Origin of the sequence: Prevotella sp. KH2C16, from assembly GCF_900113305.1 — a bacterium.
Lineage (GTDB): Bacteria > Bacteroidota > Bacteroidia > Bacteroidales > Bacteroidaceae > Prevotella.
On the sequence record NZ_FOOW01000006.1, the window covers coordinates 75,005 to 99,464 of the forward strand.

At 55.6% G+C, this 24,460-nt stretch carries 20 protein-coding genes; 9 read left to right on the forward strand and 11 right to left on the reverse strand.

Annotation, left to right across the window (positions count from 1 at the left end; genetic code table 11):
• Nucleotides 1-127 precede the first annotated feature (127 nt).
• From cas2 to BM114_RS06050, 9 genes are all read right to left on the reverse strand, one after another.
• Nucleotides 128-466 carry a CRISPR-associated endonuclease Cas2 gene (gene cas2 / locus BM114_RS06010; RefSeq protein WP_092111425.1) on the reverse strand — a complete coding sequence of 113 codons (339 nt, stop codon included), beginning with the start codon at nucleotides 464-466 and terminating at the stop codon, nucleotides 128-130.
• On the reverse strand, nucleotides 463-1,350 hold the full coding sequence (gene cas1 / locus BM114_RS06015; protein WP_092111427.1) for a type II CRISPR-associated endonuclease Cas1: 888 nt from the start codon (nucleotides 1,348-1,350) through the stop codon (nucleotides 463-465). Before cas1 ends, cas2 begins: the two co-directional genes overlap by 4 nt.
• Nucleotides 1,351-1,360: 10 nt before the next feature.
• Entirely contained in the window at nucleotides 1,361-5,014 is a 3,654-nt protein-coding gene (cas9, locus tag BM114_RS06020; RefSeq protein ID WP_092111429.1) for a type II CRISPR RNA-guided endonuclease Cas9, read from the reverse strand.
• Between the two features lie 601 nt (nucleotides 5,015-5,615).
• Complete coding sequence (locus BM114_RS06025; protein WP_092111431.1) at nucleotides 5,616-6,461, reverse strand: zinc ribbon domain-containing protein; 846 nt, start codon at nucleotides 6,459-6,461, stop codon at nucleotides 5,616-5,618.
• Between the two features lie 3 nt (nucleotides 6,462-6,464).
• Entirely contained in the window at nucleotides 6,465-7,253 is a 789-nt protein-coding gene (locus tag BM114_RS06030) for a Nif3-like dinuclear metal center hexameric protein (RefSeq protein WP_092111433.1), read from the reverse strand.
• A gap of 125 nt (nucleotides 7,254-7,378) precedes the next feature.
• Entirely contained in the window at nucleotides 7,379-8,248 is an 870-nt protein-coding gene (locus BM114_RS06035; RefSeq protein WP_092111435.1) for a DNA/RNA non-specific endonuclease, read from the reverse strand.
• A complete protein-coding gene (locus BM114_RS06040) occupies nucleotides 8,239-9,090 on the reverse strand; it encodes a DNA/RNA non-specific endonuclease (protein ID WP_092111437.1) in 852 nt (283 codons plus the stop codon). The genes BM114_RS06035 and BM114_RS06040 overlap by 10 nt, the downstream gene beginning before the upstream one ends.
• Nucleotides 9,087-9,851, reverse strand: a complete 765-nt coding sequence (locus tag BM114_RS06045) for an ABC transporter permease (protein ID WP_092111438.1) — start codon at nucleotides 9,849-9,851, stop codon at nucleotides 9,087-9,089. The genes BM114_RS06040 and BM114_RS06045 overlap by 4 nt, the downstream gene beginning before the upstream one ends.
• Nucleotides 9,848-10,447 carry an ATP-binding cassette domain-containing protein gene (locus BM114_RS06050; RefSeq protein WP_092111440.1) on the reverse strand — a complete coding sequence of 200 codons (600 nt, stop codon included), beginning with the start codon at nucleotides 10,445-10,447 and terminating at the stop codon, nucleotides 9,848-9,850. Before BM114_RS06050 ends, BM114_RS06045 begins: the two co-directional genes overlap by 4 nt.
• A gap of 91 nt (nucleotides 10,448-10,538) precedes the next feature.
• Between BM114_RS06050 and BM114_RS06055 the strand changes: the two genes are divergently transcribed.
• The 9 genes from BM114_RS06055 (at nucleotide 10,539) to BM114_RS06095 (ending at nucleotide 19,532) form a co-directional block, all read left to right on the forward strand.
• Complete coding sequence (locus BM114_RS06055) at nucleotides 10,539-11,567, forward strand: agmatine deiminase family protein (RefSeq protein ID WP_092111448.1); 1,029 nt, start codon at nucleotides 10,539-10,541, stop codon at nucleotides 11,565-11,567.
• A 13-nt stretch (nucleotides 11,568-11,580) separates the two neighbouring features.
• A complete protein-coding gene (locus BM114_RS06060; RefSeq protein ID WP_092111450.1) occupies nucleotides 11,581-12,537 on the forward strand; it encodes a carbon-nitrogen hydrolase in 957 nt (318 codons plus the stop codon).
• Nucleotides 12,538-12,686: 149 nt separating this feature from the next.
• The gene (locus BM114_RS06065; RefSeq protein ID WP_092111578.1) at nucleotides 12,687-13,136 is read left to right on the forward strand and encodes a cupin domain-containing protein; all 450 of its coding nucleotides are present in this window, start codon (nucleotides 12,687-12,689) and stop codon (nucleotides 13,134-13,136) included.
• 255 nt (nucleotides 13,137-13,391) lie between these two features.
• Complete coding sequence (locus BM114_RS06070) at nucleotides 13,392-13,775, forward strand: winged helix-turn-helix transcriptional regulator (protein WP_092111452.1); 384 nt, start codon at nucleotides 13,392-13,394, stop codon at nucleotides 13,773-13,775.
• A gap of 21 nt (nucleotides 13,776-13,796) precedes the next feature.
• Nucleotides 13,797-14,726, forward strand: a complete 930-nt coding sequence (locus BM114_RS06075) for a DUF1848 domain-containing protein (protein WP_092111454.1) — start codon at nucleotides 13,797-13,799, stop codon at nucleotides 14,724-14,726.
• Nucleotides 14,727-14,857: 131 nt separating this feature from the next.
• On the forward strand, nucleotides 14,858-16,555 hold the full coding sequence (gene ettA / locus BM114_RS06080) for an energy-dependent translational throttle protein EttA (protein WP_092111580.1): 1,698 nt from the start codon (nucleotides 14,858-14,860) through the stop codon (nucleotides 16,553-16,555).
• Nucleotides 16,556-16,913: 358 nt separating this feature from the next.
• Nucleotides 16,914-17,858, forward strand: coding sequence for an OadG family protein (locus BM114_RS06085; protein WP_092111456.1), 945 nt, complete (start codon nucleotides 16,914-16,916; stop codon nucleotides 17,856-17,858).
• A 31-nt stretch (nucleotides 17,859-17,889) separates the two neighbouring features.
• Complete coding sequence (locus BM114_RS06090; protein WP_092111458.1) at nucleotides 17,890-18,342, forward strand: biotin/lipoyl-containing protein; 453 nt, start codon at nucleotides 17,890-17,892, stop codon at nucleotides 18,340-18,342.
• A 32-nt stretch (nucleotides 18,343-18,374) separates the two neighbouring features.
• Nucleotides 18,375-19,532 carry a sodium ion-translocating decarboxylase subunit beta gene (locus BM114_RS06095; RefSeq protein WP_092111460.1) on the forward strand — a complete coding sequence of 386 codons (1,158 nt, stop codon included), beginning with the start codon at nucleotides 18,375-18,377 and terminating at the stop codon, nucleotides 19,530-19,532.
• Nucleotides 19,533-19,636: 104 nt separating this feature from the next.
• Here the strand turns inward: BM114_RS06095 and BM114_RS06100 are convergent, their stop codons facing one another.
• Together BM114_RS06100 and BM114_RS06105 are read right to left on the reverse strand one after the other, a co-directional pair.
• On the reverse strand, nucleotides 19,637-22,471 hold the full coding sequence (locus tag BM114_RS06100) for an ATP-binding protein (protein WP_092111462.1): 2,835 nt from the start codon (nucleotides 22,469-22,471) through the stop codon (nucleotides 19,637-19,639).
• Nucleotides 22,472-23,207: 736 nt separating this feature from the next.
• Nucleotides 23,208-24,431 carry an aminoacetone oxidase family FAD-binding enzyme gene (locus BM114_RS06105; RefSeq protein WP_092111464.1) on the reverse strand — a complete coding sequence of 408 codons (1,224 nt, stop codon included), beginning with the start codon at nucleotides 24,429-24,431 and terminating at the stop codon, nucleotides 23,208-23,210.
• Nucleotides 24,432-24,460: the final 29 nt, after the last annotated feature.

A 24,460-nucleotide genomic window follows, 5' to 3' on the forward strand; every position in this document is an offset into this window, starting at 1 on the left:
GTTGCTATATATCTTCTTTCTACATCAAACCGCAACATATATCTCCTATTCTTCTGCATATCAACTGATTAGGCAGGATTCTTTCAATATGAAGCGGCTGTTTTTGATGCTTCCTTCTGCAAATATACTAAAAAAATTCGAGCTGCATCGGCTGCGGCTCTTTTTTTGCTTTAATTTCGCCCCATATATTTATAATATTTGAGTATTGCTTGTCTGTTATTGTTAAAATACTCACCATGCCGCGTGAAGGAGTAAGCGATTTCACTCTTTTTATGTGCACATGCGCACTCTCTAAAGAACCGCAATAGCGTATATAGACACTAAACTGATGCATGACAAAGCCGTCTTTCTCCAATTCCTTACGGAATTTGGCCGATATATGCTTGTCTTTTTTAGTTACCGTCGGTAAATCGAACATGACAAACAACCACATAATATGATAACTATTCAACCGGTCTTCACTCATTTCAACGCAGGAAGGCTTAAACTTTTTTGTTCTTTCGCCAAACATTTAGCCAGTGATGCCATCGTCATCGACAGGCCGATGTCAAGAGGTCGCATAGTTTTAGGAAACCAAGTGTCGCTATACATTACACGGATAAGCCGTCCCTTGGTCTCTTTATCCAGATTTTCTTTGCCGTCCTTAAGGAGCTGAAATACGATTTCGTCAACAAAAGGCCGATAGGGCTCCATCATGTCGTCGGCCAGCGGGAAGGCATTACTCCTGTTATGGTGGAAGATTCCTAACGCTGGAAAGAGTCCCGAACTCATGATAGCCCTTGCCGTAGCAGCCCGCAACACCGTATATCCATAATTGAGCAAGGCATTGACTCCCGGCAGGTCGCGATTGCGAACAAAGTTCTTCCCAAACAACTCCTGAAAGTAAATTCGTGCTGCGATACCCTCATTGTTATTGGAATCACCAGAGGCCACATTCTTATAATAGGGTTTCAACTGCTCTCCGTTCTTACCATACTTGATCAGCAGGTTGCTTTGATTCCTTATCTTGGCCTCTACAACCTGCTTCCACAAGTTTTTCTTAAGGGGTTCTGTGGCGTTTATCTGATTTTGAAGAACTTCTCCCTGAGTATTGTTGGTGTCTAAATTCTGCAACATGGAGGCGGGCATACCCTTTTCATTGCAAAACACTACCGCTATATTATTATCCGACAGGGCGTTCAGCAACGGCATCGTGATAGATACCAGGGCATTGTCTATCATTACAAAGCCCAGATCTTCAATCGGAATCGTCCGCTTCTCATCAGGAAAGTCCTTCAGTTTGACGACTAACTGCCTGTCCTTCAACGACAGCATGGCGGGATTCTGGAATACAACACTTCGTTTCAACATAGGACATATATTAAATAGGTGTGATTTTCCCAAGCTCTGATATACGGAAATCCTTGCCCTCGACAAGAGCCTTCAATTGAGTATGGAGCATCGTAATTGCCGGCCGATGTTCCTCGCCATTTTTATATGCCCCGTTTTTCGACTTGATTTCTTTCGATGCCCTTGCTTCTTGATGGTATCGCAAATTTATTACGCCATATTTATTACCAGATATAGTCATAGACGACATGCCAGAGACTCTATAAAGCCGCCTGTCTAAATCCTTATAGTTCGCGAAGTCTACTTCCGCAGCCGTCTTCTCATAAAGCAGGACATGGGTGCCTATCTTTAGCTTGCAATAAAGCGGGAAACCGTTTTTCGTACTCTTTTCTGGAATAATGGCAGGCCAGTCTCTCCTGTCCATACTCTGCCTGTAATAGTCAGCGGCCTCCAAGTTGTTCACGATTTCAAAGTCGCGCTTCGGCTTTCCCTTCACCTCACCTTCATAGATTGCCAACATATAGTTGAGGTCGTTTGCCACATGGAATTCTTGTTTGTAATCTTTCCGAGAAAGATCTCTCTGTCTGCGGATATGCAGCGGATTGGTTACCGAAGGCACAAACACCCTCACCTTATTGATGCGGATACCTTTCTCCTTATTCATATAGATGGGGTCTGCGATAGCTGTCTTAAACTCTTTCCCCGCAACGGCCTCCCTCACGATTTGCTTGACGGTCTCGTCGACAATTTGGTCAAGGTCCTTCTCGCTCGCAAAGCTGCTCAACGGCTTGCGTACCACATAGCGAACCTTACCCTCCCGCTCGATGGCTCCATAGTAAGTATCAAGATGCAGACTGCAGCGAGCGCTGTCGCCCGTAGCAAGAAACTTGCCGTGAGGCGTGCGCACCATTTTCCGTGCATGCTTCTTCATGTTGTCCGGAGTGTCGTGAGCCACGAGCAGGCTTTGCTCTATGCCAAGCACATCTTCCGTGAATGTAGGCCAGGGCTTCGGAAAGTGCGGCCGATTAGCCCTACCCTCATCATAGGCCTCCTTTTCTCGGTAATAATGAGCAGACTTGTCATACTCCGCCTTGCCGATACAGGCGATGGTAATGGCATCGATGCAATGGTGGATATGGTTGTCGCGGCTCTTCTTCTCATACTCGCCCTGCAGCCCCCACATACGGCGGAACTCGGCGGTAGACGCTCCCTTCACCACATAGACATTGCTCTTATTGCGGTCGCCCTTCTTGTGGAAGAGCGATTTCAGATAGAGCCCGGCATATTTCGACACAAGTCCGATGCCTGCACCCTGCCTGCGGGCAAAGCCTTCAGGCACTTCCGTCATGGTAAACTGCTCGTATTTTCCTCGCCAGTAATCACGCTGCAGTTGCAGTAAATGTCTTTTTTGGATGATGCGATCTTTCTGCGCCTTGTCCATACTGCCGTTGGTATGCTTCTTGTCGATTTGCTTTGAGAGCTCCTCATACTTTTCCTTCCAAGGCTCAAGGCGAGAGAGGATATCCTCGTAATTGGCCAATACCGACGGCAGTTGGGCCTTCTTCACCTCACGATTGAAGCGACTCTCACAGAGGGTGAGATTCTCCATCGTGCTGTCTCCACCCGCACTCTGCGGCACGGTGTGCTCAATGTCGAATCTTGGGTTGGGTCCTATGAAATCGGCTATGCCTATCTGATTTCCCGTATAGAGGCAGATGTGGTCCTGTTCTTCCCAAAGCTGGAATTTCAACACCTCCGCCTGGGTGGGCTCAATGTCCTTGCCCGTCTCATCCTTATAGAGCTTTTTTATTTCATCAGCATACCGCTTGCGGCGGTTTTCTAGATCTTTGTTATAGCGCATGATGGCCTGACGCTTATTGGAATCGTTCAGTTCGCGGGCATACTCGATATGTACCTCGGTATTTTCATCGATTGTTCCGGCTTTGAGCAATGCGTTCACCACCTTCCTTAACTCGTGGAGCGAGCGCATGGCCATGGGATTCCGCACGGAAGAGGTGCGCGGCGAGCCCAGTTGATAGACGCCCGCCTCATTTCTTCGAGCATCCTGATAGGTCTCAATCATCGAGGGATGGTAGAGCTTTTCTGCCGCGCCGGGCTCCAGACTGAAGTTGTCCTGCAGGAATCCCTTGATGCAGAAGTCCTTTGTGGCAAGGTCTTTGTCGTCGAGATAAGCTTTCACATTCTCAAGGATGAAGTTCTTCTTCTGCTCCCATGCATACTCGCCGACAATGGAGGGAATGTTCGCCATTGCCACGGCATGCGAATAGACCATGCCCTCACGCAGGAAAGGCAGTATCTTGCGGATGGCCTTGAGGCTCAAGGAGGCAAAGCTGTGCGTGAGCCGAATCTTCGAGAACTGCTCGGCCTTGTCGTCATCGAGCTGCAGTCTGTCTTTCGCAAAGGCCACAAGATGCTCCTTGTCGGCAAACGAATAGAGCACATTCCATATGTCGTCGGCCATCTCCCGAGGGGTCTTCAGCGTCCCGTCCTTCCTCGTATTGAGTGTATAGGTCTCGGCAATGCCCCGGTGCCAGTCGTCGCCGAACACCTCCTTCAGCTGCGCCGTGGTCGGACAGCCCGCAACACCCTGTGTCATACGGAAGTTGAACTTATAGGGCTTGTATCCCGCATCTTTAATATGCTGGTAATTGCCTTTGCCCGCCAAGGCCTTGGCAATATCTTCAAAATTGAAATTCTGCTTGCTCTTGCGATAAAAGAGTGGGAGGATGTGGGCACGCTCCGTGTCGTCGAGCGGGCGCAGAGCCGTATCAAAGGGTCCTTGGATACGCACGGCATTGATGAAACTCAGCATTCTGAACTCCTCAAAGTCCGGATGAGAGTCGGCACAGCGAGGGCAGCGAGGCTCGAAGGTGCATTTCCCCACGCCCTGCCGCTGCGACTTCAGCGGCCGCTGGAAATAGAGGGCGCGCTCCAGCTCTGCCGTCAGCGTCTCGTCAAGACCCTGCTTCCAGCAGATGGCATGGAACTCCTTCTTGTAGTGCTCCTCACGGTCGGTATACCGGCTGCGCAGCCTGACACGGTTGCCCTGCTCGCTATAGAGCTTGAAGAAGTAGTCGCCCAGATATTCGCATCCTGCCTCCCTCGTCTCGTCGGAGAGCCCCGTGATGGCTTCTTTCACCTTGCCGGTCTCCTTCTCGTCGGTCTGCTCAAGACGGTTGCTCCGAAATCCGCGCCGTTGTGCCAGATGATAGAGTGCCCGGCCGAGGATGAACCGTTCCCCGATGTCATCCAGATTGAGCTGCCTGTGCAGGCAGATATGGCGGTAATAATAGGGATTCTTGTCCTCGTTGTCGCTCGTGCGCTGCCAAAGCATGAAGTCGTCGTTCTTTGGATACTTCTTGTGCACATGCCACTCGTGCAGTTCCTCGTCGGAGAGATGAGGACAGAGATTATGAGCCACGAGTACCTTCAGTACCTCTATCTTGCGCAGACGACGGCGAAAATACTGCCGGCGCAAGGCTCGGTGGGCGGTGCGCTCGGAAGCCCTCGACGACTCGATGCCCTTCTCTATCTTCACACCTTCCTGAAAAATCATCACTCCCCGATCGACGAGCGCATACTCGCCACTCTCCTCATCACGATCCACGACAGCCCATCCAAGGCTGTTCGTACCTGTATCCAATCCCAGAATCCGCTTCTTCATATTTCGTATTATTTAAAGATTTACAAGAAAAAAGTTTGTCGTTTCAGATATTATGCCTATATTTGCACCATAAGATTTTCTACATCTTATCGCAATAAGGCTATATGCCGAAGGTTTAAAGACCTATAACCCCTCTTCGGAGGGGTTTTCTCTTTTCGCAAATATACGGTTTTTTATTTATAATCACAAAATATTTGCGAGATTTTTCCAGGGTGTGCCGGATACCAGGCTTTCGGCTGGAGACCGGCATTTGCGTAGATAACAGTAGGCAGATGCCGGTTTCCGGCATGCGAAACGGCTGGCAAACGATAACCGCAGACTGCGCAACAGGCCATTTCCGGAAAACCCGGCAGCCACTGACCTCGGGATTACAAGCCGTGTGTAATCGTGTTACAAGCCGTGTGTAATCGCGTTACACGCCGCTTGTAAGATTGCAGGGAACGGCCAATGGCACCATCATCGACCGCTGCCAGAGCTCCTGCCCACGGCAAGGAGAGGAAATGAGAGGAACTGACAAGACACAGAGAAGCCGGAACTCTCGCTCCGGCTTCTTGTCCATCCTTGAAGGAGGAATTATAACGACAGGTTAAAAAAGTAGTTCTTATGCTTCCTCCTCTGCCTCTTCGGGCTCAGTTTTCTTGGCTGTCTTGCGCACGGCGCGCTTGCGCTTCGGCTTCTCCTCGGCGGTCTCCATGGGCTTGATGCCTGCCAGTTCGGGGTCGATGAGAATGCGGCCGCAATACTCGCAGACGAGAATTTTCTTGTGCATCTTGACATCAAGCTGTCGCTGGGGCGGAATCTTGTTGAAGCATCCGCCGCATGAGCCGCGCTGCACCACGGTAAGTCCGAGTCCGTTGCGCGCACCCTTGCGAATGCGTTTGAAGCTGCGGAGCAGTCCCGGCTCTATCTTCTCTTCCAGGTCGCGTGCCTTGTTCTTGAGTTTTTCTTCCTCGTCGCGGGTCTCCTGCATGATGTCGTCGAGCTCGGCCCGCTTCTCGCTGAGGGCGGCCTCACGGTCGGTTATGAGTTCACGGGCTTCCTCCAGCTCCTTCTGCTTTTCCTCTACCTTCACGCCAGCCTCCTTGATCTTCTTGTTGCAGAGCTCCACTTCGAGGCTCTGGAACTCGATTTCCTTGCTCAGCGTGTCGTATTCGCGGTTGTTCTTCACCTCCTCGAGCTGCGCCTTATACCGTGCAATGCTGGCCTCGGCGGTGGCTATCTCACCTTTTTTCTGTACTACCGCCGCACGGAAATCTTCTATTTCGGCGTTGATTTTCTCGAGGCGGGTATTCAAACCAGCAAGCTCGTCCTCAAGATCCTGCACCTCCAAGGGAAGCTCACCGCGCAGGGCGCGCTTCTCGTCGATGGCGCTGAGATAGGTCTGCAACTGATAGAGAGCCTTCAGCTTCTCTTCTACTGTCAAGTCTGTAGGATTCTTTTTTGCCATAATCTATAAATAAATTATCGGATTGGTGCATATCTCGGTGAGACAACATCTCACCCCCGGGCACCGTTCCTCTATGATTGATTGAAATATTTCGCTGGTATACTGCTCGCTCTGGAAGTGCCCTATGACGGCTATCTGTATCTCCTGCTCGTGGCCGAAGTAGTCGTGATAGTGCATTTCGCCCGTTACGAAAGCATCTGCTCCCTGTCCTATGGCCTCTGGAAGGAGAAACGAGCCGGCACCGCCGCAAAGAGCCACCTTCCTGATCGGGCGGCGCAGCAGCTCATTGGCCTGCACGCACTCCACGCCGAAGGTGTGCTTGAGCATCAGGATGAAGTCGTCGGCTGCCATCGGCTCGGGCAGCATACCAATGACTCCCTCGCCTCCCTGCACGCCGTCGACCGACTTCTCTGCTCCGAAGAAGCCGAGGTCTCGGAGCCCCATCTTGGCAGCCATCTTATGGTTGACGCCTCCCTGGGCACAGTCCATGTTGGTGTGCATGGAGACGATGGCCACATTGTTCTTGATGGCTTTCATCACCGCACGCTGCACATAGTCCTCGCCCGTGATGCGGCGGAGCTTGTGGAAGATGAGCGGGTGATGTGAAACGATGAGGTTGCAGCCTTTCCCGACGGCCTCGTCGACGACGGCCTCGGTAACATCAAGGCACAATAAAGCCCCTGAGACATCCGCATCTGTCAATCCGATTTGCAGGCCGGCATTGTCAAAGTCTTCCTGCAAGGGCAGAGGCGCGAATCGTTCAAGGGCACTAACCACTTCTTTTATTTTCACGCTAACATGAATTAATATGCAAAGATAAGCATTTTATCCGGAACGGGAAAGAAAATCAAGGAAAATTAAGAATTATTCCCCGATTTTCGTTCAGATACTCCTCCGCAGTCTGCCGACTGCGGTCTTTAGTGGTAGCGTTCGGGATAAGCGGGATTCCAGCTTTTGATACGAGCCTCAGCCTCTACCCTTTCCTCCGTGCGGTCGTCGAGAGCCGGGAAGAAGTCGATGCCCGTGAGCCGCTCTATCTCGTCCACGGTGCGGATACAGTCGTATACATTCTGCTTCTTGCCGGTATTCTGATATACGAATCCGATGGCCTTGGCACCGCTGTTGCGGCAGAGCACCACCTTGAAGAAAGCGTCGGGCACGCGCACCTTGTTGCGCCCTATGGTCTTCCGCTCACCGCTGAAGACCGGACCGCACACCACATCCACGGAGCCATACTCACGCGCCCACGACCGGCAGAGTATCTCTATGTCGTTCCATTCATAACGGTTCAGGTTATGGTTCTGCGGACAGATGTTGGTGAAGAGGAAGCTCTGGCGCAGAGCGTTCTCGTCCCACTTGTTGTCCCCGGCCGGGCACATGTGGCCCCGATCGTATCGGGAGTTGTAGTAATCCTGGTCGGTGGCACGCGGTGCATCCACGCTCTCGTCTTCGGTAAACATCTCCTGCGACCGCTGCGCACGGCCGTAGGTATGCTGTCGGGTGAGGTGCCAGGCCACCCAGTTGGGCGTCTTAGTCTCCCTGTTGTAGGAAACCGTGTAGCCCATACGCGTGAGAATCTGCTCCGGGCGGTCTTTGAGCGGAACCGGGAGTTCGAATTTAGTAACGGTCTTCAGCCTTGGGCGCATGGCCTGAGCCGGTTCGGCGGGCGACTCATACAGCCCCGCCATCCGGCCGATGGCGGCCTGGGGCTTTTGCGATTGTCCACAAGCTGCAAGCAGCATGATGCCCGCAGCGAGCACTATCATCTTCAATGTTCTTAGTTCCATTTGCTTATGTTTTCTTCTTTTTCCACTTTTTCTTCCATATCATCCGGCAGCGAGGGGAAGAAGTCGATGCCGGTGATGCGCTCCACCTCGTCAATGGAGTTCACATACGAGTCCATCGGGCGGTTGCCCGAGTTGTTCTTATAGATGAATCCGATGGCCTTCGGCTCGCCCTGCAGACAGAGGATGACCTTGAAGAAAGCCTCCGGAACGGTGATTTTGTTCCGCCCGATGGTCTTATGCCGCTGTCTGTAGAGCACGGGACCGCAGACGATGTATAGGTCGCCGTATTCTTCCGCCCACCGGCGGCATGCCATTTCGAGCTCGTTCCAATCTCCGCCATTGAGGTTATGGTCCTGCGGACACATGTTGGAGAGCAGGAAACAGTCCTGTTGGGCTTCACGACTCCACTTGTTATCACCCGACGGGCACATGTGTCCTCGGTCATAGCCTGACTGCTGATAGTCGAAGGTCGTGGCGCGGGGAGCGGGCACCTCGGTGTCTTCCGTATAGGCAATGCCCTTACGCTTGTGCGGTCCGCTGGTATGGTCGGCCGTCAGATGCCAAGCTACCCAGTTCACGATGCGCAGATTCCTGTTATAGGAAGCGGTGTAGCCCGTGCGCCGGAGTAGTTGTTCCGGCCGGTCATTCAGCGGAGCGGGAACCTCAATGCCGCCGTCGGTCGGGGCCAGAGAATCTTCCTCGGAATCCTGATTCCACACCTCCTCACGGTCAGCCATCGATCTCTTGATACCGCCTATCAGCGGCTTATGCGGTCTTCCGCCGGTACAACTCACGCAGAAAAGCACCGTCAGGAGCAGGAAGAATGAATGCCACGACCTCATTTCCCGGGCTTCAGGTTATCGTATTCGTCGAAAGAATACTTGCGTGCGGCATAAAGGGTGATGAGCAAAGAACTCAGCGAGGCGGCAAACATCAGGATCATGATGAGCATCTGATAGGCCAGAGCCTCGAGAACGCTACTCCCCATGAAAAGCATCACCCAGAGGATGACTGGCGACACACCCACCACCATGTAGCCCATCTGGTGAATCCAAGGCAGTGCCGCCCGTTCAAGGGCACGGCGGAAGAAATGCTTCACGGCCTCGTCGTGGGTGGCTCCGTTGCCCACGAGGTAATAGTAGAGCTGGTTGTGGTGCTCGAGTCCGGCGTAATAGGTCGAAAGGGCCTTGGCATTCGTCTCAATCATTCCTCCCGTCATTATCCCCAGGACGGGCACGAAATAGCGGGCATCAAAGGGATTCTGCAATCCCATCACAAAGAAGAGGAAGTAGAGTCCGATGACAAGAACGCTCACGATGACGCCCACGGCGACCGGCACCACATACTTTCCGCCCAGCAGCCGTGCACGCCGCACGGTCATCCCCGAGGCCGCAAGGGTCATGAGCAAGAAGCAAAGGAGGTTCAGGAAGAGGCTGTTCCACTCCATGACGAAGTAGAGACAGAGCCCCGTCAATAGCAAATAGGCCGCCATCTTGCCCGCACCCACAAGCACTTTCCGTAGGATTTTCACCTGAAAGGCATAGAGTATGTAGAGCGGGAGGACGATAAGTGCCAGCCCCAAGATAAATCTAAATATGGTCATAGTCTGATGATTTTATCAAAGTTTGCGGCCACCTGTTCATCGCAGGTCGTTATCACGGCCGACACCTGATGACTGTTGAGCGCGGCGATAGAGTCCATCCAGCGAGTGGAGCGCAGGTTGTCGATAAGCAGGATGCGCCGTTTCAGGATGCCCTCGGCGGCGAGCATCACGCCCTGAAGGGTCTCCGCGTCAAGGTTCCGGAGGGGCATATTGTAGACATCCGGAGCCAATCCAAGGAGCGAGAACTCCCGGATAACGGCCTCCTTGCTCACTTCTACATCACGGTTTACGGCCAGACTGAACAGTTCTTCCAACAGATCGCTCACCTTCTCATAAGGCAGTTGCGGCGCGTCGGGCACAAAGGCCATCCATCGGCGGAAGTAAGGGGCCGAGAGACGGCTGTAACGCTCGCCGTCAAGGGTGAGGAATCCCCCCTTTATCGGCAGCAGTCCCTGCAGCGCAAGGAGCACGCTGGTCTTGCCGCTCCCCGCCGCCCCGACGACGCAGAGATTCTCGCCGTCGGCCAGCGCAAGGTTCACATGGTCGAGAATCACTCTTCCGCCGTGCTCCAAATATACATCTTTCAGTTCAAGCATCGTACTGTTTACGCTTCTTTCTGCAAAAATACAAATAATTATTTAAAGTTATAGATATTATTCATTATCTTTGCCTAAAATATTCCCGCTGATGAAAAAAGAGCGTCCTTACCTGCCCGCGGAGTGGGCTCCGCAACACGGAGTGCAGCTGACATGGCCTCATGCCGGCACCGACTGGCTGCCGTATCTCAATGAAATCACGCACACCTATGTCCTTCTGGCTGCCGCCATCGCTGCCCGCGAGCCCCTGCTCATCGTCGCCCCGCACCCCGGGGAGGTTGAAACCTTGCTCCGAACGACTCTGGATGCCGCCTCACTAAGGAACATCCGCTACTTCGAGTGCGACACCAACGACACTTGGGCACGCGACCATGCCTTCCTCACGCTGAAGGACGGCGACGAGCGCATCCTGCTCGACTTCCGGTTCAACGGCTGGGGAGAGAAGTTCGCATGGGAAAAGGACAACGCCATCAACCGTCGGCTACATGCCACAGGCATCGTGCAGGGGAACTATGAAGACCACGGCGACTTCGTGCTCGAGGGCGGATCGATAGAGAGCGACGGCAGGGGTACCGTCTTCACCACCTCGCAATGCCTCCTGGCATCGCACCGCAATCAGCCGCTCACACAAGCGCAGATAGAGAGCCGCCTCAAGGAGAGCCTCCGTGCCGACCGCATCGTGTGGCTCGACCACGGCACCCTCATCGGCGACGACACCGACGGGCATATCGACACCATCGTGCGCACGGCTCCCCACGACACCTTATTATATGTGAGATGCCTTGACGAGGGCGACCCGCAGTATGCCGACTTCAAGGCTCTCGAAGAGCAACTCACGACCCTGCGCACCCCGGATGGCAAGCCCTATCGCCTGCTGCCGCTGCCCATGCCGGAGCCCATCGTCTTCAACGGCGAGCGACTGCCTGCCACTTATGCCAACTTCCTGATACTTAACGGAGCCGTCATCGTGCCTACCTACGACCAGCCCGACAACGACGAGACTGCCTGCGAGACCATCCGACAGGCCTTTCCCGACCGTGAAATCATCGGCATCGACGCCCGCGTCATCATCCGACAGCATGGAAGCATACACTGCATCACCATGCAATATCCCCGATAAAACCGAAAACAACATGAACATACTACGCATCGGACTGCTACAGCAGCACAACACCGCCTCACAGGAGGACAACATGCGCCGCCTCGCCGAGGGCATCACCGACCTCGCACGGCGCGGGGCACAGCTCATCGTATTGCAGGAACTGCACAACGGACTCTACTTCTGCCAGGAGGAACGAGTAGAGTATTTCGACCAGGCAGAGCCCATTCCGGGTCCCTCCACCCATTTCTACGGCGAGCTGGCAAAGTCGCTCGGGGTGGTCATCGTTACCTCGCTTTTCGAGAAACGCGCCCCGGGGCTGTATCATAACACCGCCGTCGTGATGGAACGAGACGGCTCTATCGCCGGCAAATACCGCAAGATGCACATCCCCGACGACCCAGCCTATTACGAGAAGTTCTACTTCACGCCCGGCGACCTCGGCTTCCACCCCATCGACACATCGGTGGGACGGCTCGGCGTGCTCGTCTGCTGGGACCAATGGTACCCCGAGGCAGCGCGCCTGATGGCGATGCAGGGAGCCCAGCTGCTCATCTACCCCACCGCCATCGGCTACGACAGCCACGACACCCCGGAGGAGCAGCAGCGGCAGCGGGAGGCATGGACCACCGTAATGCGCGGCCATGCCGTGGCCAACGGACTGCCCGTGATGGCCGTAAACCGCGTGGGCTTCGAGACCGTGAGCGGTGAGGAAAAACCTTATTCACCCGAGGAACCGGGCATCCGGTTCTGGGGAAGCAGTTTCGTGGCCGGCCCGCAGGGCGAGCTGCACTATCGTGCCTCCGAGACCGAAGAAGAGAGCCTCGTCGTGGAGATCGACCTCGATCACGGCGAACAGGTGCGCCGATGGTGGCCGTTCCTGCGCGACCGCCGCATAGATAGCTACGGCGACATCACCCGCAGGTTCATTGACGGAGACCAATCAGTTTCCCACTTCGACCACGGAGACCCTGAAGACAACGCAGGTTAATCTGTGTTAAGCCTTTCTGCGGCAAGGAGCGTGAACGCGCAATTCCTACATCCATGTAAGTAGCTTACGCAAAAGTACCCTCTTGCACAAGCCGTTTTTTCTGCCTACCTTTGCATCCGTAAACATTGACAACCAAAAACATTAGAATGATGAAAGAGATCAAGACCCTTGCGGAAGGCAAGGAATTCAAGGCAGTAGATTTCGGAAAGTTGAGTGAACTTGGCGGCTTTGTGCTACCGCTGGGGCCCGGCGTAGAGCTAAAGGGCAAGGCGTTCGGCGGCCAGGCCGTCGGCGCGACCGGCGCGGAGTTCTCGTTTCAGATCTTCGAGCCCGGTCAAGAGGGCGGCTTCTACCACACCCACAAGCACCACGAGGAACTCTACTTCTTCCTGAGCGGTACGGGCGAGTATCAGGTAGACGGCCGGAACATTCCCGTAAAGGAGGGAACGGTGATACGCGTCTCGCCTGAAGGCAAGCGCGCAGTACGCAACAACGGCACCGAACCCCTCGTGATGCTCTGCGTGCAGTATCGCGGCAACAGCTTCACGGCCGAGGATGCCTCCGACGGCGACATCCTTCAGGAAGAGGTGAAGTGGTAGTCGGACGGCACGCCAACGGCAAACAGGCCGATAAAATCGGCGAGATTGTAGAACAAAATCGGCGAGAATGTCATACAAAATCGGCGATTTTGTCAATCTCTTAACGGCTAAAAGAATCACAGGAGACGGCTTCCGAGAAAATCGGCAGTCGTCTCTTGTTTTTCAAAACACCTCATTTGCCGTTTCCAAGAATTATCATTACCTTTGCAGAAGGTGTGAACACACTGATTCACGAACCATAAAGACAAAGAACATATGACAGATACTGCATCAAATTTCATCACCGACCCCATCTTTCCGGAGTGTCCCGTGCGCAACATCCTCGCACGGATAGCCGGGAAATGGGCACTCCTGATTCTGATAACCCTCGACAAGAAGGCGGATGGCATGCGCTTCAGCGAGCTTGCCAAGGCCATTCCCGACATCTCGCAGCGCATGCTCTCCACGACCCTGCGCTCGCTTGAAGCCGACGGGCTGGTAAGTCGCAAGGCTTATCCGGAGGTGCCCCCACGCGTGGAATACACCCTCACGGAACGCGCCCACACGCTCATCCCGCTCGTGGACTCACTGGTGGACTGGTCGCTCGAGAACTATAAAGACATCATGGAAGACCGCCGGAGATTTGACAAGAATAAGTAGAAAATCCCCGAACGACGCCCCATGATACTGAATACAGGCGGAAGGACCGACACGGTGAACTACTTCTCGGAATGGCTGCTGCGCAGGTTCCGCGAGGGATTCGTCTATTCCCGCAACCCCTTCAACCCCGATGTGGTGAGCTCCATCAGGCTCGACCCGGCCACCATCGATGTAGTGGAGTTCTGTTCGAAAAACTACCGTCCCATCCTGCCGCGGCTGCACGAGATTACCGACAGGTTCAACTGCCACTTCCACTACACCATCACAGCCTACGGGAAGGATGTGGAGCCGCGCGTACCGACTATCGACGAGAGCATCGAGACGCTGAAGGAGCTCGCCCGACAGGTGGGAAGAGAGCGGATCGTGTGGAGATACGACCCCGTACTCCTCACCCGCCACTACACCGTGGAGCGACATATAGAGATCTTCGCGAGAATGGCCGGGCAACTGGCGCCCTATGTCGACAGGGTGCTCTTCTCGTTCGTGGTATGGTATAAGAAGCTCGCTGCCAACATGCCCGACTTGCTCCCGATCAGCGAATCGGACAAGATACGCCTCGCACGGGCATTCGGCGAAATCGCCCGGAAGAACCATCTCACCATCCAGACCTGTGGAACCATAGCTGACTATACGCCATACGGCATCCTAAAGAGCGGCTGTATGACCCGCGAGATATTCGAGCACGCCCTGGATCTGAGGTTCAGGAACATGCCCCAAAAGGGCAACCGACCGGGCTGCCGATGCATGGAGAGTCGGGGACTGGGCGACTACAACACCTGTATCAACGGCTGCCGATACTGCTATGCCAACTCCGACCCGCGACTCGCCATGGCCAACTATGCGCTCCACGACCCCGAGTCGCCCCTCATGACAGGGCACATCAAGCCCACCGACCTCATACGCCCCCTGCGTCAGGAGAGCTTCCTCGACAAGGAGCCCCGCCTCTTCTGACCACGCCCCACAGTCCGCCGAGGTCTCTCCTTCTGCTCCGTGCGGGAGAAATCACGGTCTTTTGTTGGCCTATTGAACTTTTTTAGCTATATTTGCACAAACTTCCGAAAGGAAAATCCACAATCAACAATATGGCAACAACAGAAGACAAGAAGATCATCTTCTCCATGGTGGGCGTGTCGAAGACCATCCCACAGAACCAGAAACAGATTCTGAAGAACATCTATCTCTCGTTTTTCTACGGAGCGAAGATAGGCATCATCGGCCTCAACGGCGCGGGAAAGTCCACGCTGATGAAGATTATAGCCGGCCTGGAACAGCCCACGCAGGGCGAGGTGGTATGGAGCCCGGGCTACTCCGTGGGCTACCTGCCGCAGGATCCGCCGCTCGACGATGAAAAGACGGTGATGGAGAATGTGCGGGAAGGCGTGCGCAAGGTGTACGACGCGCTGAAGGAATACGACGACATCAACGCCAAGTTCGGCATGGAGGAATACTACGGCGACCCCGACAAGATGGAGCAGCTCATGAAGCGACAGGCCGAAGTGCAGGACATCATCGACTCCACGGACGCCTGGAACATGGACTCCAAGCTCGAGCGAGCCATGGCCGCCCTGCGCTGTCCGCCCCCCGAGTGGCCCGTGAAGAACCTCTCGGGAGGTGAGCGGAGGCGCGTGGCTCTCTGCAAACTCCTCTTGCAGAAGCCCGATGTGCTGCTCCTCGACGAGCCCACCAATCACCTCGACGCCGAAAGCATCGACTGGCTGGAGCAACACCTGCAGCAGTATGAGGGCACGGTAATCGCCGTTACCCACGACCGCTACTTCCTCGACGATGTGAGCGAGTGGATTCTCGAGCTCGACCGGGGCGAGGGCATTCCCTGGAAGGGCAACTACTCCTCGTGGCTGGAGCAGAAGACCCGCCGCATGGAGCAGGAGGAGAAGACCGTCTCCAAGCGTCGCAAGACCCTCGAGCGCGAGCTGGAATGGGTGCGCATGGCACCCAAGGCACGACAGGCCAAGGGCAAGGCGCGCCTGAACTCCTATGAGCAGATGCTCAACGAGGAGCAGAAGGAGCGCGACGAGAAGCTCGAAATCTTCATCCCCAACGGCCCCCGACTGGGCAACAAGGTCATCGAGGCGCAGCATGTGAGCAAGGCCTTCGGCGAAAAAGTACTCTTCAGCGACCTCAACTTCAGCCTCCCTCCCAACGGAATCGTGGGCGTGATAGGCCCCAACGGCGCCGGCAAGACTACCCTCTTCCGCCTCATCATGGGACTGGAGCAGCCCGACGGCGGCACCTTCGAGGTGGGCGAAACGGTGAAACTGGCGTATGTGGACCAGCAGCACAAGGACATCGACCCGCGGAAGAGCGTCTACGAGGTGGTGTCGCAGGGCAACGAGACCTTCCGCATGGGCAGCCGCGATGTGAACTCGCGCGCCTATCTCTCGCGCTTCAACTTCAGCGGAACCGACCAGAACAAGCTCTGCGGCGTGCTCTCCGGCGGCGAGCGCAACCGCCTGCAACTGGCTTTGGCGCTGAAACAGGAGGGAAATGTGCTGCTGCTCGACGAACCCACCAACGACATTGATGTCAACACGCTCCGCGCGCTGGAGGAAGGACTGGAGAGCTTTGCGGGCTGCGCCGTCGTCATCAGCCACGACCGCTGGTTCCTCGACCGCATCTGCACCCACATCCTGGCCTTCGAGGGCAACGGCGAAGTGGTCTATTTCGAGGGCGACTACTCGGAATATGAGATCAACAAGGCGCGCCGCCTCGGCAACGAGGAAATCAAGAAGACCCGCTATCGCAAGCTGATGGAGGACTAAGGAGCAGCTGCCCTGCTGCCCCGTCGCCGCCTCGGGAGAACGCTTTTGCCGTCAGCGGCAGGATTACAAACGGCGTGTAAGGAGATTACAAGCGGCGTGTAACACGATTACACGCCGCTTGTAACATTTTTGCCGATGGCTCCCCGCCGATCCTCTCGTATCGGGCAAAACACCCGGCAGCCGCCCGCAACAGCCGGACAGACCGCCGTCTGTACAGGCCGGGAAGGGCAAAAAAAGCACAAATAGCGTATATTTGTGCAAAATCTGTTTGTTTTCTGGTTTCTTTTTACTATCTTTGAGGCAGGTTAGGAGGCATGTTCCGCCTCCATGCCACACACGAAGAAAATCTGTCTGCTATATGAGGAAAACGATTTTTAGCGGTTGTCTGCTTCTCCTGGGAGTCCTGTCCTCGGCGGGGCAAGGAGCCTACAACATCAGGATCAACGAGGTGATGACCTCCAACACGCAGAGCATCGTGGACGAATATGACCAGCACCTGCCTTGGATGGAACTCGTGAACACCTCCTACTCTACCTATGATGTGAGGGGAATGTTCATCACCACCAACCGAAAAGTGCTCGACAAGCACCTGACCGCACCGCAGCGCATCAGGCTCATGAGCGTCATCCCTGACAATGGGGAGGAGACCACCCTGAAGGCACGGCAGCATCTCGTGCTCTACCTTGCCTCCCATCCCGCCAAGGGCAGCAGCCACCTTTCGGCTCCCGTGAAGCCGCCGCTCTGGCTGGCTCTCTATGATGCCAACGGCACCGACCTCATCGACTCGGTATCCGTGCCGCCCCTCGCCCCCAACACGACCTACGCCCGCTATAACGACGGCGCACGGAAGTGGGTGGTCAAAGCACCGGATGCCGTAACGCCGGACACGGAGAACTTCATTCAGGTTACCGAAAGCAAGGTGGCTAAGTGGAAGCGCGACGACCCGCACGGGCTTGCGCTCTCGCTGCTCTCCATGGGCATCGTCTTCGCCTGTCTCTCCCTGCTCTACCTCGTGTTCCGACTGTCAGGCTCCTACATGGAGCACCGACACCGCATCAGCGAGGCCACGCGCAGCCATCCGCACCTCATGTCGCTGCTCAAGGCGGGCGAGAAGGTGGCGCAGACCGCCCACAAGACCACTGTCATCCTGAAGGAAGGCCCCCAGACGGCCGGTATCGACAAGGAGGTGTACATCGCCGTAATCTCCATGGCGCTGCACGAATACCTCGAAAAGGCCCACGACATGGAGAGCAACATTATCACCATCAAGCCTAAACACACCAGATGGAGCAACATAGGATAGTAAACAAGACAGAAACAAACGATTTCCGACTATGAAATATCAGTATAGAGTTCAGGGTGTCGACTACGAGGTAGACATCAAGGAGATAGAGGGTAGCATTGCCCGGGTGAGCGTGAACGGAGCAGACTTCGAGGTGGAGCTGCAGACTCCGGTAAGGCCCGTGAAGAAAACCGTGGTCATCGCAGCTCCGAAACCCGTCGAGAACCATGCCAACGACGGACTGGTGGACATGAAGCGGGACACCGGCGCACGACAGAACGCCCCCATATCTGGCACCCCGGTGCTGGCCCCGCTCCCCGGCACGATAACCGCCGTCAAGGTCAGAATGGGTCAGACGGTAAAGCGGGGCGACACCGTCGTGGTGCTCGAGGCCATGAAGATGCAGAACAACATCGAGGCTGAGGCCGACGGCGTGATAACTTCCATCCCCGTCGCAGAGGGCGAAGCCGTGATGGAAGGCAATGTGCTCGTAACCATCGGATAAAGTCATTCAACCTAAAAAACAATTCTCCGCCTATGGGTTTCTGGGATTTAATAGCAAACAACTTCAACGACTTCCTCACTTACACGGGCTTCGCCAACGCCACGGTGGGAAATCTCATCATGATATTGGTGGGCGGCCTCTTCATCTGGCTGGCCATCCGGCACGACTTCGAACCGCTGCTCCTCGTGCCGATAGGGCTCGGCATCATCCTGGGCAACATTCCCTTCCGGGCCGACGCGGGACTGGAGATCGGACTGTATGAGGACAACTCCGTGCTGAACATCTTCTATCAGGGCGTGCGGCAGGGCTGGTATCCGCCGCTCGTGTTCCTCGGCATCGGAGCCATGACCGACTTCTCGGCCCTGATCAGCAACCCGAAGCTGATCCTGATAGGAGCCGCAGCCCAGTTCGGAATCTTCGGAGCCTACATGATAGCCCTGCTCTTAGGGTTTGAACCGAACCAGGCCGCCGGCATCGCCATCATCGGCGGCGCCGACGGACCTACCGCCATATTCCTCTCGTCGAAGCTGAGCCCCAACCTCATGGGAGCCATCGCCGTGTGCGCCTACTCCTACATGGCTCTCGTACCGGTAATCCAGCCGCCCCTGATGCGCCTCCTCACCACGAAGAAAGAGCGTGTCATCAAGATGAAGCCGTCGCGTACGGTGAGCCAGACCGAAAGGATTATCTTCCCCATTGCCGGCCTGCTGCTCACCACCTTCATCGTGCCCTCCGGACTGCCGCTGCTCGGCATGCTCTTCCTGGGCAACCTGCTGAAGGAGAGCGGCAAGACCACACGGCTGGCCAAGACGGCCGGCTCGGCACTCAACGACATCGTCGTCATCCTGCTGGGGCTCACCGTAGGCTGCTCCACGCAGGCCTCCGAGTTCCTCACCGTCGACACCATCAAGATATTCCTGCTGGGAGCGCTGGCCTTCATCATCGCCACTTGCAGTGGCGTGCTCTTCGTGAAGTTCATGAACCTGTTCCTCGCCAAGGGCAAGAAGATGAACCCCCTCATCGGTAATGCCGGCGTGAGTGCCGTGCCGATGGCAGCGCGCATCTCCAACAACCTCGGTCTTCAGTACGACCGCCACAACTTTCTGCTCATGCATGCCATGGGTCCGAATGTGGCGGGAGTCATCGGGTCGGCCGTGGCAGCCGGTGCCCTGTTGGGGTTCCTGAGCTAAGAAAAGACATTGAGACACGCAATCCTCCCCTGAACGCTTGGTTCAGGGGAGGATTGTCATTTATGAGGCGACGACGGGAAAGACCTTCTTCCTATCCTTGCCGGTTACACATTCTTGCGGTATTGATTGGGCGTGATGCCCACGACTTGCTTGAAGATGCGGCTGAAATAGGCCTGGTCGGTGAAACCGCAGCACATGGCGACCTCGTTGATGGAGAATTCCGGCCGGCGCTTGAGCTGCTGCCGGGCGTAGTCTATGCGTATCTTCATGACATAGTCGTTCAGCGTCTCGCCCGTCAGGTCTACTATCTTGCGGCGCAGGGTGCGCTGGCTCATGAAGAGTTTCTGCGCCAGTTCCTCCAGGTCTATCACGCAGGTGCGCATCTGGTCGTAGATTATGTTCGTGAAGCGAGATATGAAGTCGATGTCTTCCCTCGATATGTCGGGCTTCACCTCGCTCAGTTCATGCGAGGCGAGGAGGAACTTCTCCTGCAGCATGCGCCGCTCGTTGAAGATGGCATCGATGCGCAGAAGCAACTCGTTGGCACTGAACGGCTTGAAGATATAGGCATTCGCGCCCGCCTTCAGGCCCTCCTCGAGGTCGCCCTGAGTGGTCTTTGCCGTGATGATAATGATGGGAATGGTGTTCGTTGACTCGTTGGCGCGGATGCGGCGGCACAGCTCCAGTCCGTCGACACCCGGCATCATGAGGTCGGTGAGGATGAGGTCGGGCAGCAGGTCGGCGGCCTTCCGCAACCCCTCCTCGCCGTTGGCGGCATAGGCCACGCTGTACTCCCCGGGAATCAACTCCCCTATATAGTGCGCCACATCGGCGTTGTCCTCCACGACGAGAATCTGTATCGGGCGGTCGCCTCCCTTCTCCCTGTCCTCGGGATAGTCGGGCTCTTCCGTCCCGACGGTCAGGGGCGGCCGTACCGACGGCTGTTCCTCCAACGGCTTCCAGCTTCCCGTGCCGTGCCTGCGAGGCAGGAGGACGGTGAAGGTCGACCCCTTGCCGGGCTCGCTCTCCACCCGGATGGTTCCCTTCATGGCCTTCACGAGCTGGTAGACCAGCGAGAGGCCAACGCCGGTGCCGATGTGCGTGCTCTCGGTGTCGGCCTCGAAGAAGGGTTCGAACACACGCCCCTTCACCTCCTCGGACATGCCGATGCCGTCGTCGGCCACCTCGATTTGGAAGTCAGGCCCCTGTTTCTTGCACGAGACGATGATGCTGCCCCGCGGACTGGTGAACTTCACGGCGTTGGAAATCAGGTTGCGCATGATCTTTTCCAGGTAATCGGGCACAATATCCATCTTCACATCATTTTCATTAGGCAGAAAGAGCATCGATATATTCTTGGCCCGGGCGAGCTGGAGGTTCTCCTCTATAATCATATGGAGGTATGGCACGGCGTTGCCCGTATGCCAATCGGCCTCCCCGACCTCTGACTTCACCTTGCTGATGTCAAGCAACTGGTTGACTAGCGTCAGTAATGAGCGCCCCTGCCTCACAATCATTTCTCCGGCCTTATGTATCGCGCCGAGGTCGGTTGTCTGCCCAACGGCCAACTGCTCGCCCTCGCCCAGAATCACGGTAAGCGGCGTCCGGAACTCGTGGGTTATGTTCGTGAAGAAGCGTTCGCGGACTTCGCTCATCTGATGAACAACCCGCGTCTTCTGCCGGCGTACCCTCAAGAGATACCAGAGCTGAAGGATGACGGCCACCAGCAGCACGAGGATGACGATGAAAGCTGCCAGCACGATGTCCTTCACCTTACTCCGAGCCTTGATGGAGGCCGTGGCAAGCTTGATTTCCTGCTGCTTCTTGCTCCGCTCGAAGCTGATGCGGAGGTTCTGGATACGATTCAGGTTGGCAACATTCACCACGCTGTCCTTATAAAGATGAGCCAGACGCTGCTCCTCGAAGGCTCTCTTGTAGTTGCCCTGACTGTCGTAGAGCTTTCCGTAGAGCTCGTGCACGGCATGCAGGTGCTCGTTGGAATGAATCTGCTCGGCCACGCTGTCGGCCCTGTCCAGATAGCGGCCGGCCGTGGCGAGGTCGCCTTTACTCAGATAGACGCGCCCGAGGGCGATGCACGACTCCAGCCAGTGCCACTTGTCGGGGTCGTTCTCCATGATGGCATATGCCTGCCTGTACTCCCGGATTGCCTTCTCCAGCTCCCAGTCCTTCTCGTAAAGCTGACCGAAGGCGTTATGGTTGAGCGACACTCCCAGCTTCGATCCGGCCAGCGTATTGTATTCCAGCGACTTGCGATAGTAGTACCACGCCGAGTCGGTCTGTCCCCTCGTCTCCTTGATAGCGCCGATGTTGGCATAGTTGATGGCCTGGCCGAGCGAACTTCCAAGCAACCGCTCACCCTCCAGCGAGAGGCGGAAAACGCTGTCGGCCGACTCCAGGTTGCCCGCCGTGAGATACACATTGCCCAGCCCGTTGAGGGATACCACGCGATACTTGTGCATGATCTGCGAGGCCTGGTCGCTGTATTCCATCGACAGGTTGAGTGCCTTGATGTGATAGGCGGAGGCCTCGTCGAGGATGCCCATGCGCCGGAAGGAGGTGCCGATGCCGTTCAAGGCAAGGATGGCTTCCACGGTGTCGCGGGCCTTCTCTGCCAGTTGCAGCTCCTGGTTGTGATAGCGTATGGAACGGGAGAAGTTGCTCGCCTCGCGATACAGCTTCCCCAACTGGCGCAGGGTGGCCTCCTGATAGAGAATGTTTCCCTCCCGCTGATAGCCCCTGAGCATCTCCTGCAGTCGCACGGTGTCGTTACAGGCCATGACGATACTGTCAGCCTCGAGGCGCTCCGACTCCGAAGGACCCGGGGCGTCTTTCTTATCCGCGCACCCCGCAGCATAAAGCGCAAGGAATACGCAGAGCAGGCTGCACAGCAGTTTGGGGTGCCTCATTCGTATTTCCATAGGCTCTTTCGCAAATCAATATGCTTTAAGACAGAGTTATATATATTACCTGTACAAAGCGTTGTTGTTTACAAAGATAAGAAAATAAATTAAACATGGCACTTCTTTTTCAAGAAAAAATACGAAAAAACATTCAAAACTCCGTGAACGGGAGTTTTAGTCTATAAAGCATTTTGACTTCTCAACTGCTTGGTTATCATACTGTTTTAGTGTTTTTGTGGCCGAATATTACAAAAACCAGAGAGCAGATTGTCAACTATTCACAAAATATTGTCCGTATTTTGCAAGCCGGCCGCAAAATTAATTCCTATTTTTGCCCTCGTAAATAAGATCTGCTCACTACTGACTAAAGGATATATGACAAATGAAAGTATACTTACCCCTGGCGGGACAAGATGACAATGGGAAGGAGAAATCTGACAAATAGGCGTCAACTGAAAGGGAACTATTGTTTATATATATTATAATTTTAGAGTATATCAAAAAAACTTTTACCAAAGGTAAATGACTGGATTGTGAAATCAGGTCGCCTTGTTCTTTTAATGACTATTATTATCATCGTGATGGTGAATTTCCGCAACCCCGGATTTTATTCCCCCCGGGGTTGCTGCTTTTTTATTCCAGAAAGAAAAGGAAAAGATCCGACTACTGAATTGCAGCCATGCTGAACACCACGATCCGGCCGAACAGGAGTCTCTGCCTGCAGCGGCAAGCCCCTATGAAAGGGAGTAGCCGGTCAGTCGGCCATATGCGTCCCGGCGACGAAGCCCGTCGTCCATGCCGCCTGAAGGTTGAAGCCGCCCGTAACGGCATCGATGTCAAGCACCTCGCCGGCAAAGTAAAGACAGGGCACCACCCTGCTTTCGAGGGTATTCCAGTCGACGGCCGAGAGCGCAATGCCCCCGCAGGTAACAAACTCCTCCTTGTAGGCGCCCTTGCCGCTTACGGCATAGACATCGTTCACAAGCGTCTCCACAAGGTGGTTCAAGCCCTTCTTGCCCACCTCGACCCACCGCTTTTCGGACGCCAGACCGCTGCGCAGAACCAAGTAATGCCAAAGCCTCGATGGCAATCCGTGCGGATTCCATGTGCCCGTCTGCTTCTGCGGATTGGCAAGGACGAACGCCTGCAGCGTGGCCTCCGTTTCCTGACGGGATACCTCCCCCATCCAGTTTACCGCCACCTGAGCCCTGTATTCCCGCTCCGCAAGATAGCGCGCGGCATGGGAAGAGAGCTTGAGCACGGCCGGACCGCTCATGCCCCAATGGGTGATGAGCAGCGGACCGGCGGCACGAAACTTGCTCCCGGGAATCGAGACGGCCGCCTCCACCACCGTTCCCATCAGTCTGGTAAACTGCCGGTCGGCAATGTTGAAAGTAAAGAGCGACGGCACGGGCTCCGCAATCTCATGCCCCAAAGCCGCCAGCCAGCGCAGTCCCTCGCCTCGCGGCGACCCGCCCGTGGTAACGGCTACGCGGTCGAACTCCTCCGAGCGGCCGTCCCGGAAACCCAGCCGCAGCCGTCCGTCGGCCAGCGGCGTGAGTCCTTCCACACGGCAGGAGGTAACGAGCCTCACTCCGAGCCGACGCGCCTCGGCGAGCAGACAGCCGACGATGGTCATGGCATCCTGCGACTGCGGGAATACGCATTCGTCGGCTTGCGTAACGAGAGGCACGCCCCGATGCTCGAACCATGACTGGCAGTCGAAGTGGTCGAAGTGGCAGAGAAGTCGCTTCATAAGCCTGTATCCGCGCGGATAGACCTGCTTCAGGTCGCTGACCCGCCCGAAAGAATTGGTCAAGTTGCATCTCCCGCCCCCCGTTATCGCCACCTTGGCGAGCGGCCGGGCGTTCTTCTCGTAGACGATAACCTCGGCGTCGGGCCTCAGTTCCTTTGCCCTGACGGCGGCAAAGAAGCCTGCTGCGCCCCCTCCGATGATTGCGATTCTGAGTGTTGCCATACGGATTCTGTCGTGTCGTGAATAATCTG

What these genes read in the sequence shown, in the direction of transcription:
- cas2 (WP_092111425.1), bottom strand. Translation starts at nt 466, where the DNA reads ATGAGTGAAGACCGGTTGAATAGTTATCATATTATGTGGTTGTTTGTC.
- cas1 (WP_092111427.1), bottom strand. Translation starts at nt 1,350, where the DNA reads ATGTTGAAACGAAGTGTTGTATTCCAGAATCCCGCCATGCTGTCGTTG.
- cas9 (WP_092111429.1), bottom strand. Translation starts at nt 5,014, where the DNA reads ATGAAGAAGCGGATTCTGGGATTGGATACAGGTACGAACAGCCTTGGA.
- BM114_RS06025 (WP_092111431.1), bottom strand. Translation starts at nt 6,461, where the DNA reads ATGGCAAAAAAGAATCCTACAGACTTGACAGTAGAAGAGAAGCTGAAG.
- BM114_RS06035 (WP_092111435.1), bottom strand. Translation starts at nt 8,248, where the DNA reads ATGGAACTAAGAACATTGAAGATGATAGTGCTCGCTGCGGGCATCATG.
- BM114_RS06040 (WP_092111437.1), bottom strand. Translation starts at nt 9,090, where the DNA reads ATGAGGTCGTGGCATTCATTCTTCCTGCTCCTGACGGTGCTTTTCTGC.
- BM114_RS06045 (WP_092111438.1), bottom strand. Translation starts at nt 9,851, where the DNA reads ATGACCATATTTAGATTTATCTTGGGGCTGGCACTTATCGTCCTCCCG.
- BM114_RS06050 (WP_092111440.1), bottom strand. Translation starts at nt 10,447, where the DNA reads ATGCTTGAACTGAAAGATGTATATTTGGAGCACGGCGGAAGAGTGATT.
- BM114_RS06055 (WP_092111448.1), top strand. Translation starts at nt 10,539, where the DNA reads ATGAAAAAAGAGCGTCCTTACCTGCCCGCGGAGTGGGCTCCGCAACAC.
- BM114_RS06060 (WP_092111450.1), top strand. Translation starts at nt 11,581, where the DNA reads ATGAACATACTACGCATCGGACTGCTACAGCAGCACAACACCGCCTCA.
- BM114_RS06065 (WP_092111578.1), top strand. Translation starts at nt 12,687, where the DNA reads ATGAAAGAGATCAAGACCCTTGCGGAAGGCAAGGAATTCAAGGCAGTA.
- BM114_RS06070 (WP_092111452.1), top strand. Translation starts at nt 13,392, where the DNA reads ATGACAGATACTGCATCAAATTTCATCACCGACCCCATCTTTCCGGAG.
- BM114_RS06075 (WP_092111454.1), top strand. Translation starts at nt 13,797, where the DNA reads ATGATACTGAATACAGGCGGAAGGACCGACACGGTGAACTACTTCTCG.
- ettA (WP_092111580.1), top strand. Translation starts at nt 14,858, where the DNA reads ATGGCAACAACAGAAGACAAGAAGATCATCTTCTCCATGGTGGGCGTG.
- BM114_RS06085 (WP_092111456.1), top strand. Translation starts at nt 16,914, where the DNA reads ATGAGGAAAACGATTTTTAGCGGTTGTCTGCTTCTCCTGGGAGTCCTG.
- BM114_RS06090 (WP_092111458.1), top strand. Translation starts at nt 17,890, where the DNA reads ATGAAATATCAGTATAGAGTTCAGGGTGTCGACTACGAGGTAGACATC.
- BM114_RS06095 (WP_092111460.1), top strand. Translation starts at nt 18,375, where the DNA reads ATGGGTTTCTGGGATTTAATAGCAAACAACTTCAACGACTTCCTCACT.
- BM114_RS06100 (WP_092111462.1), bottom strand. Translation starts at nt 22,471, where the DNA reads ATGGAAATACGAATGAGGCACCCCAAACTGCTGTGCAGCCTGCTCTGC.
- BM114_RS06105 (WP_092111464.1), bottom strand. Translation starts at nt 24,431, where the DNA reads ATGGCAACACTCAGAATCGCAATCATCGGAGGGGGCGCAGCAGGCTTC.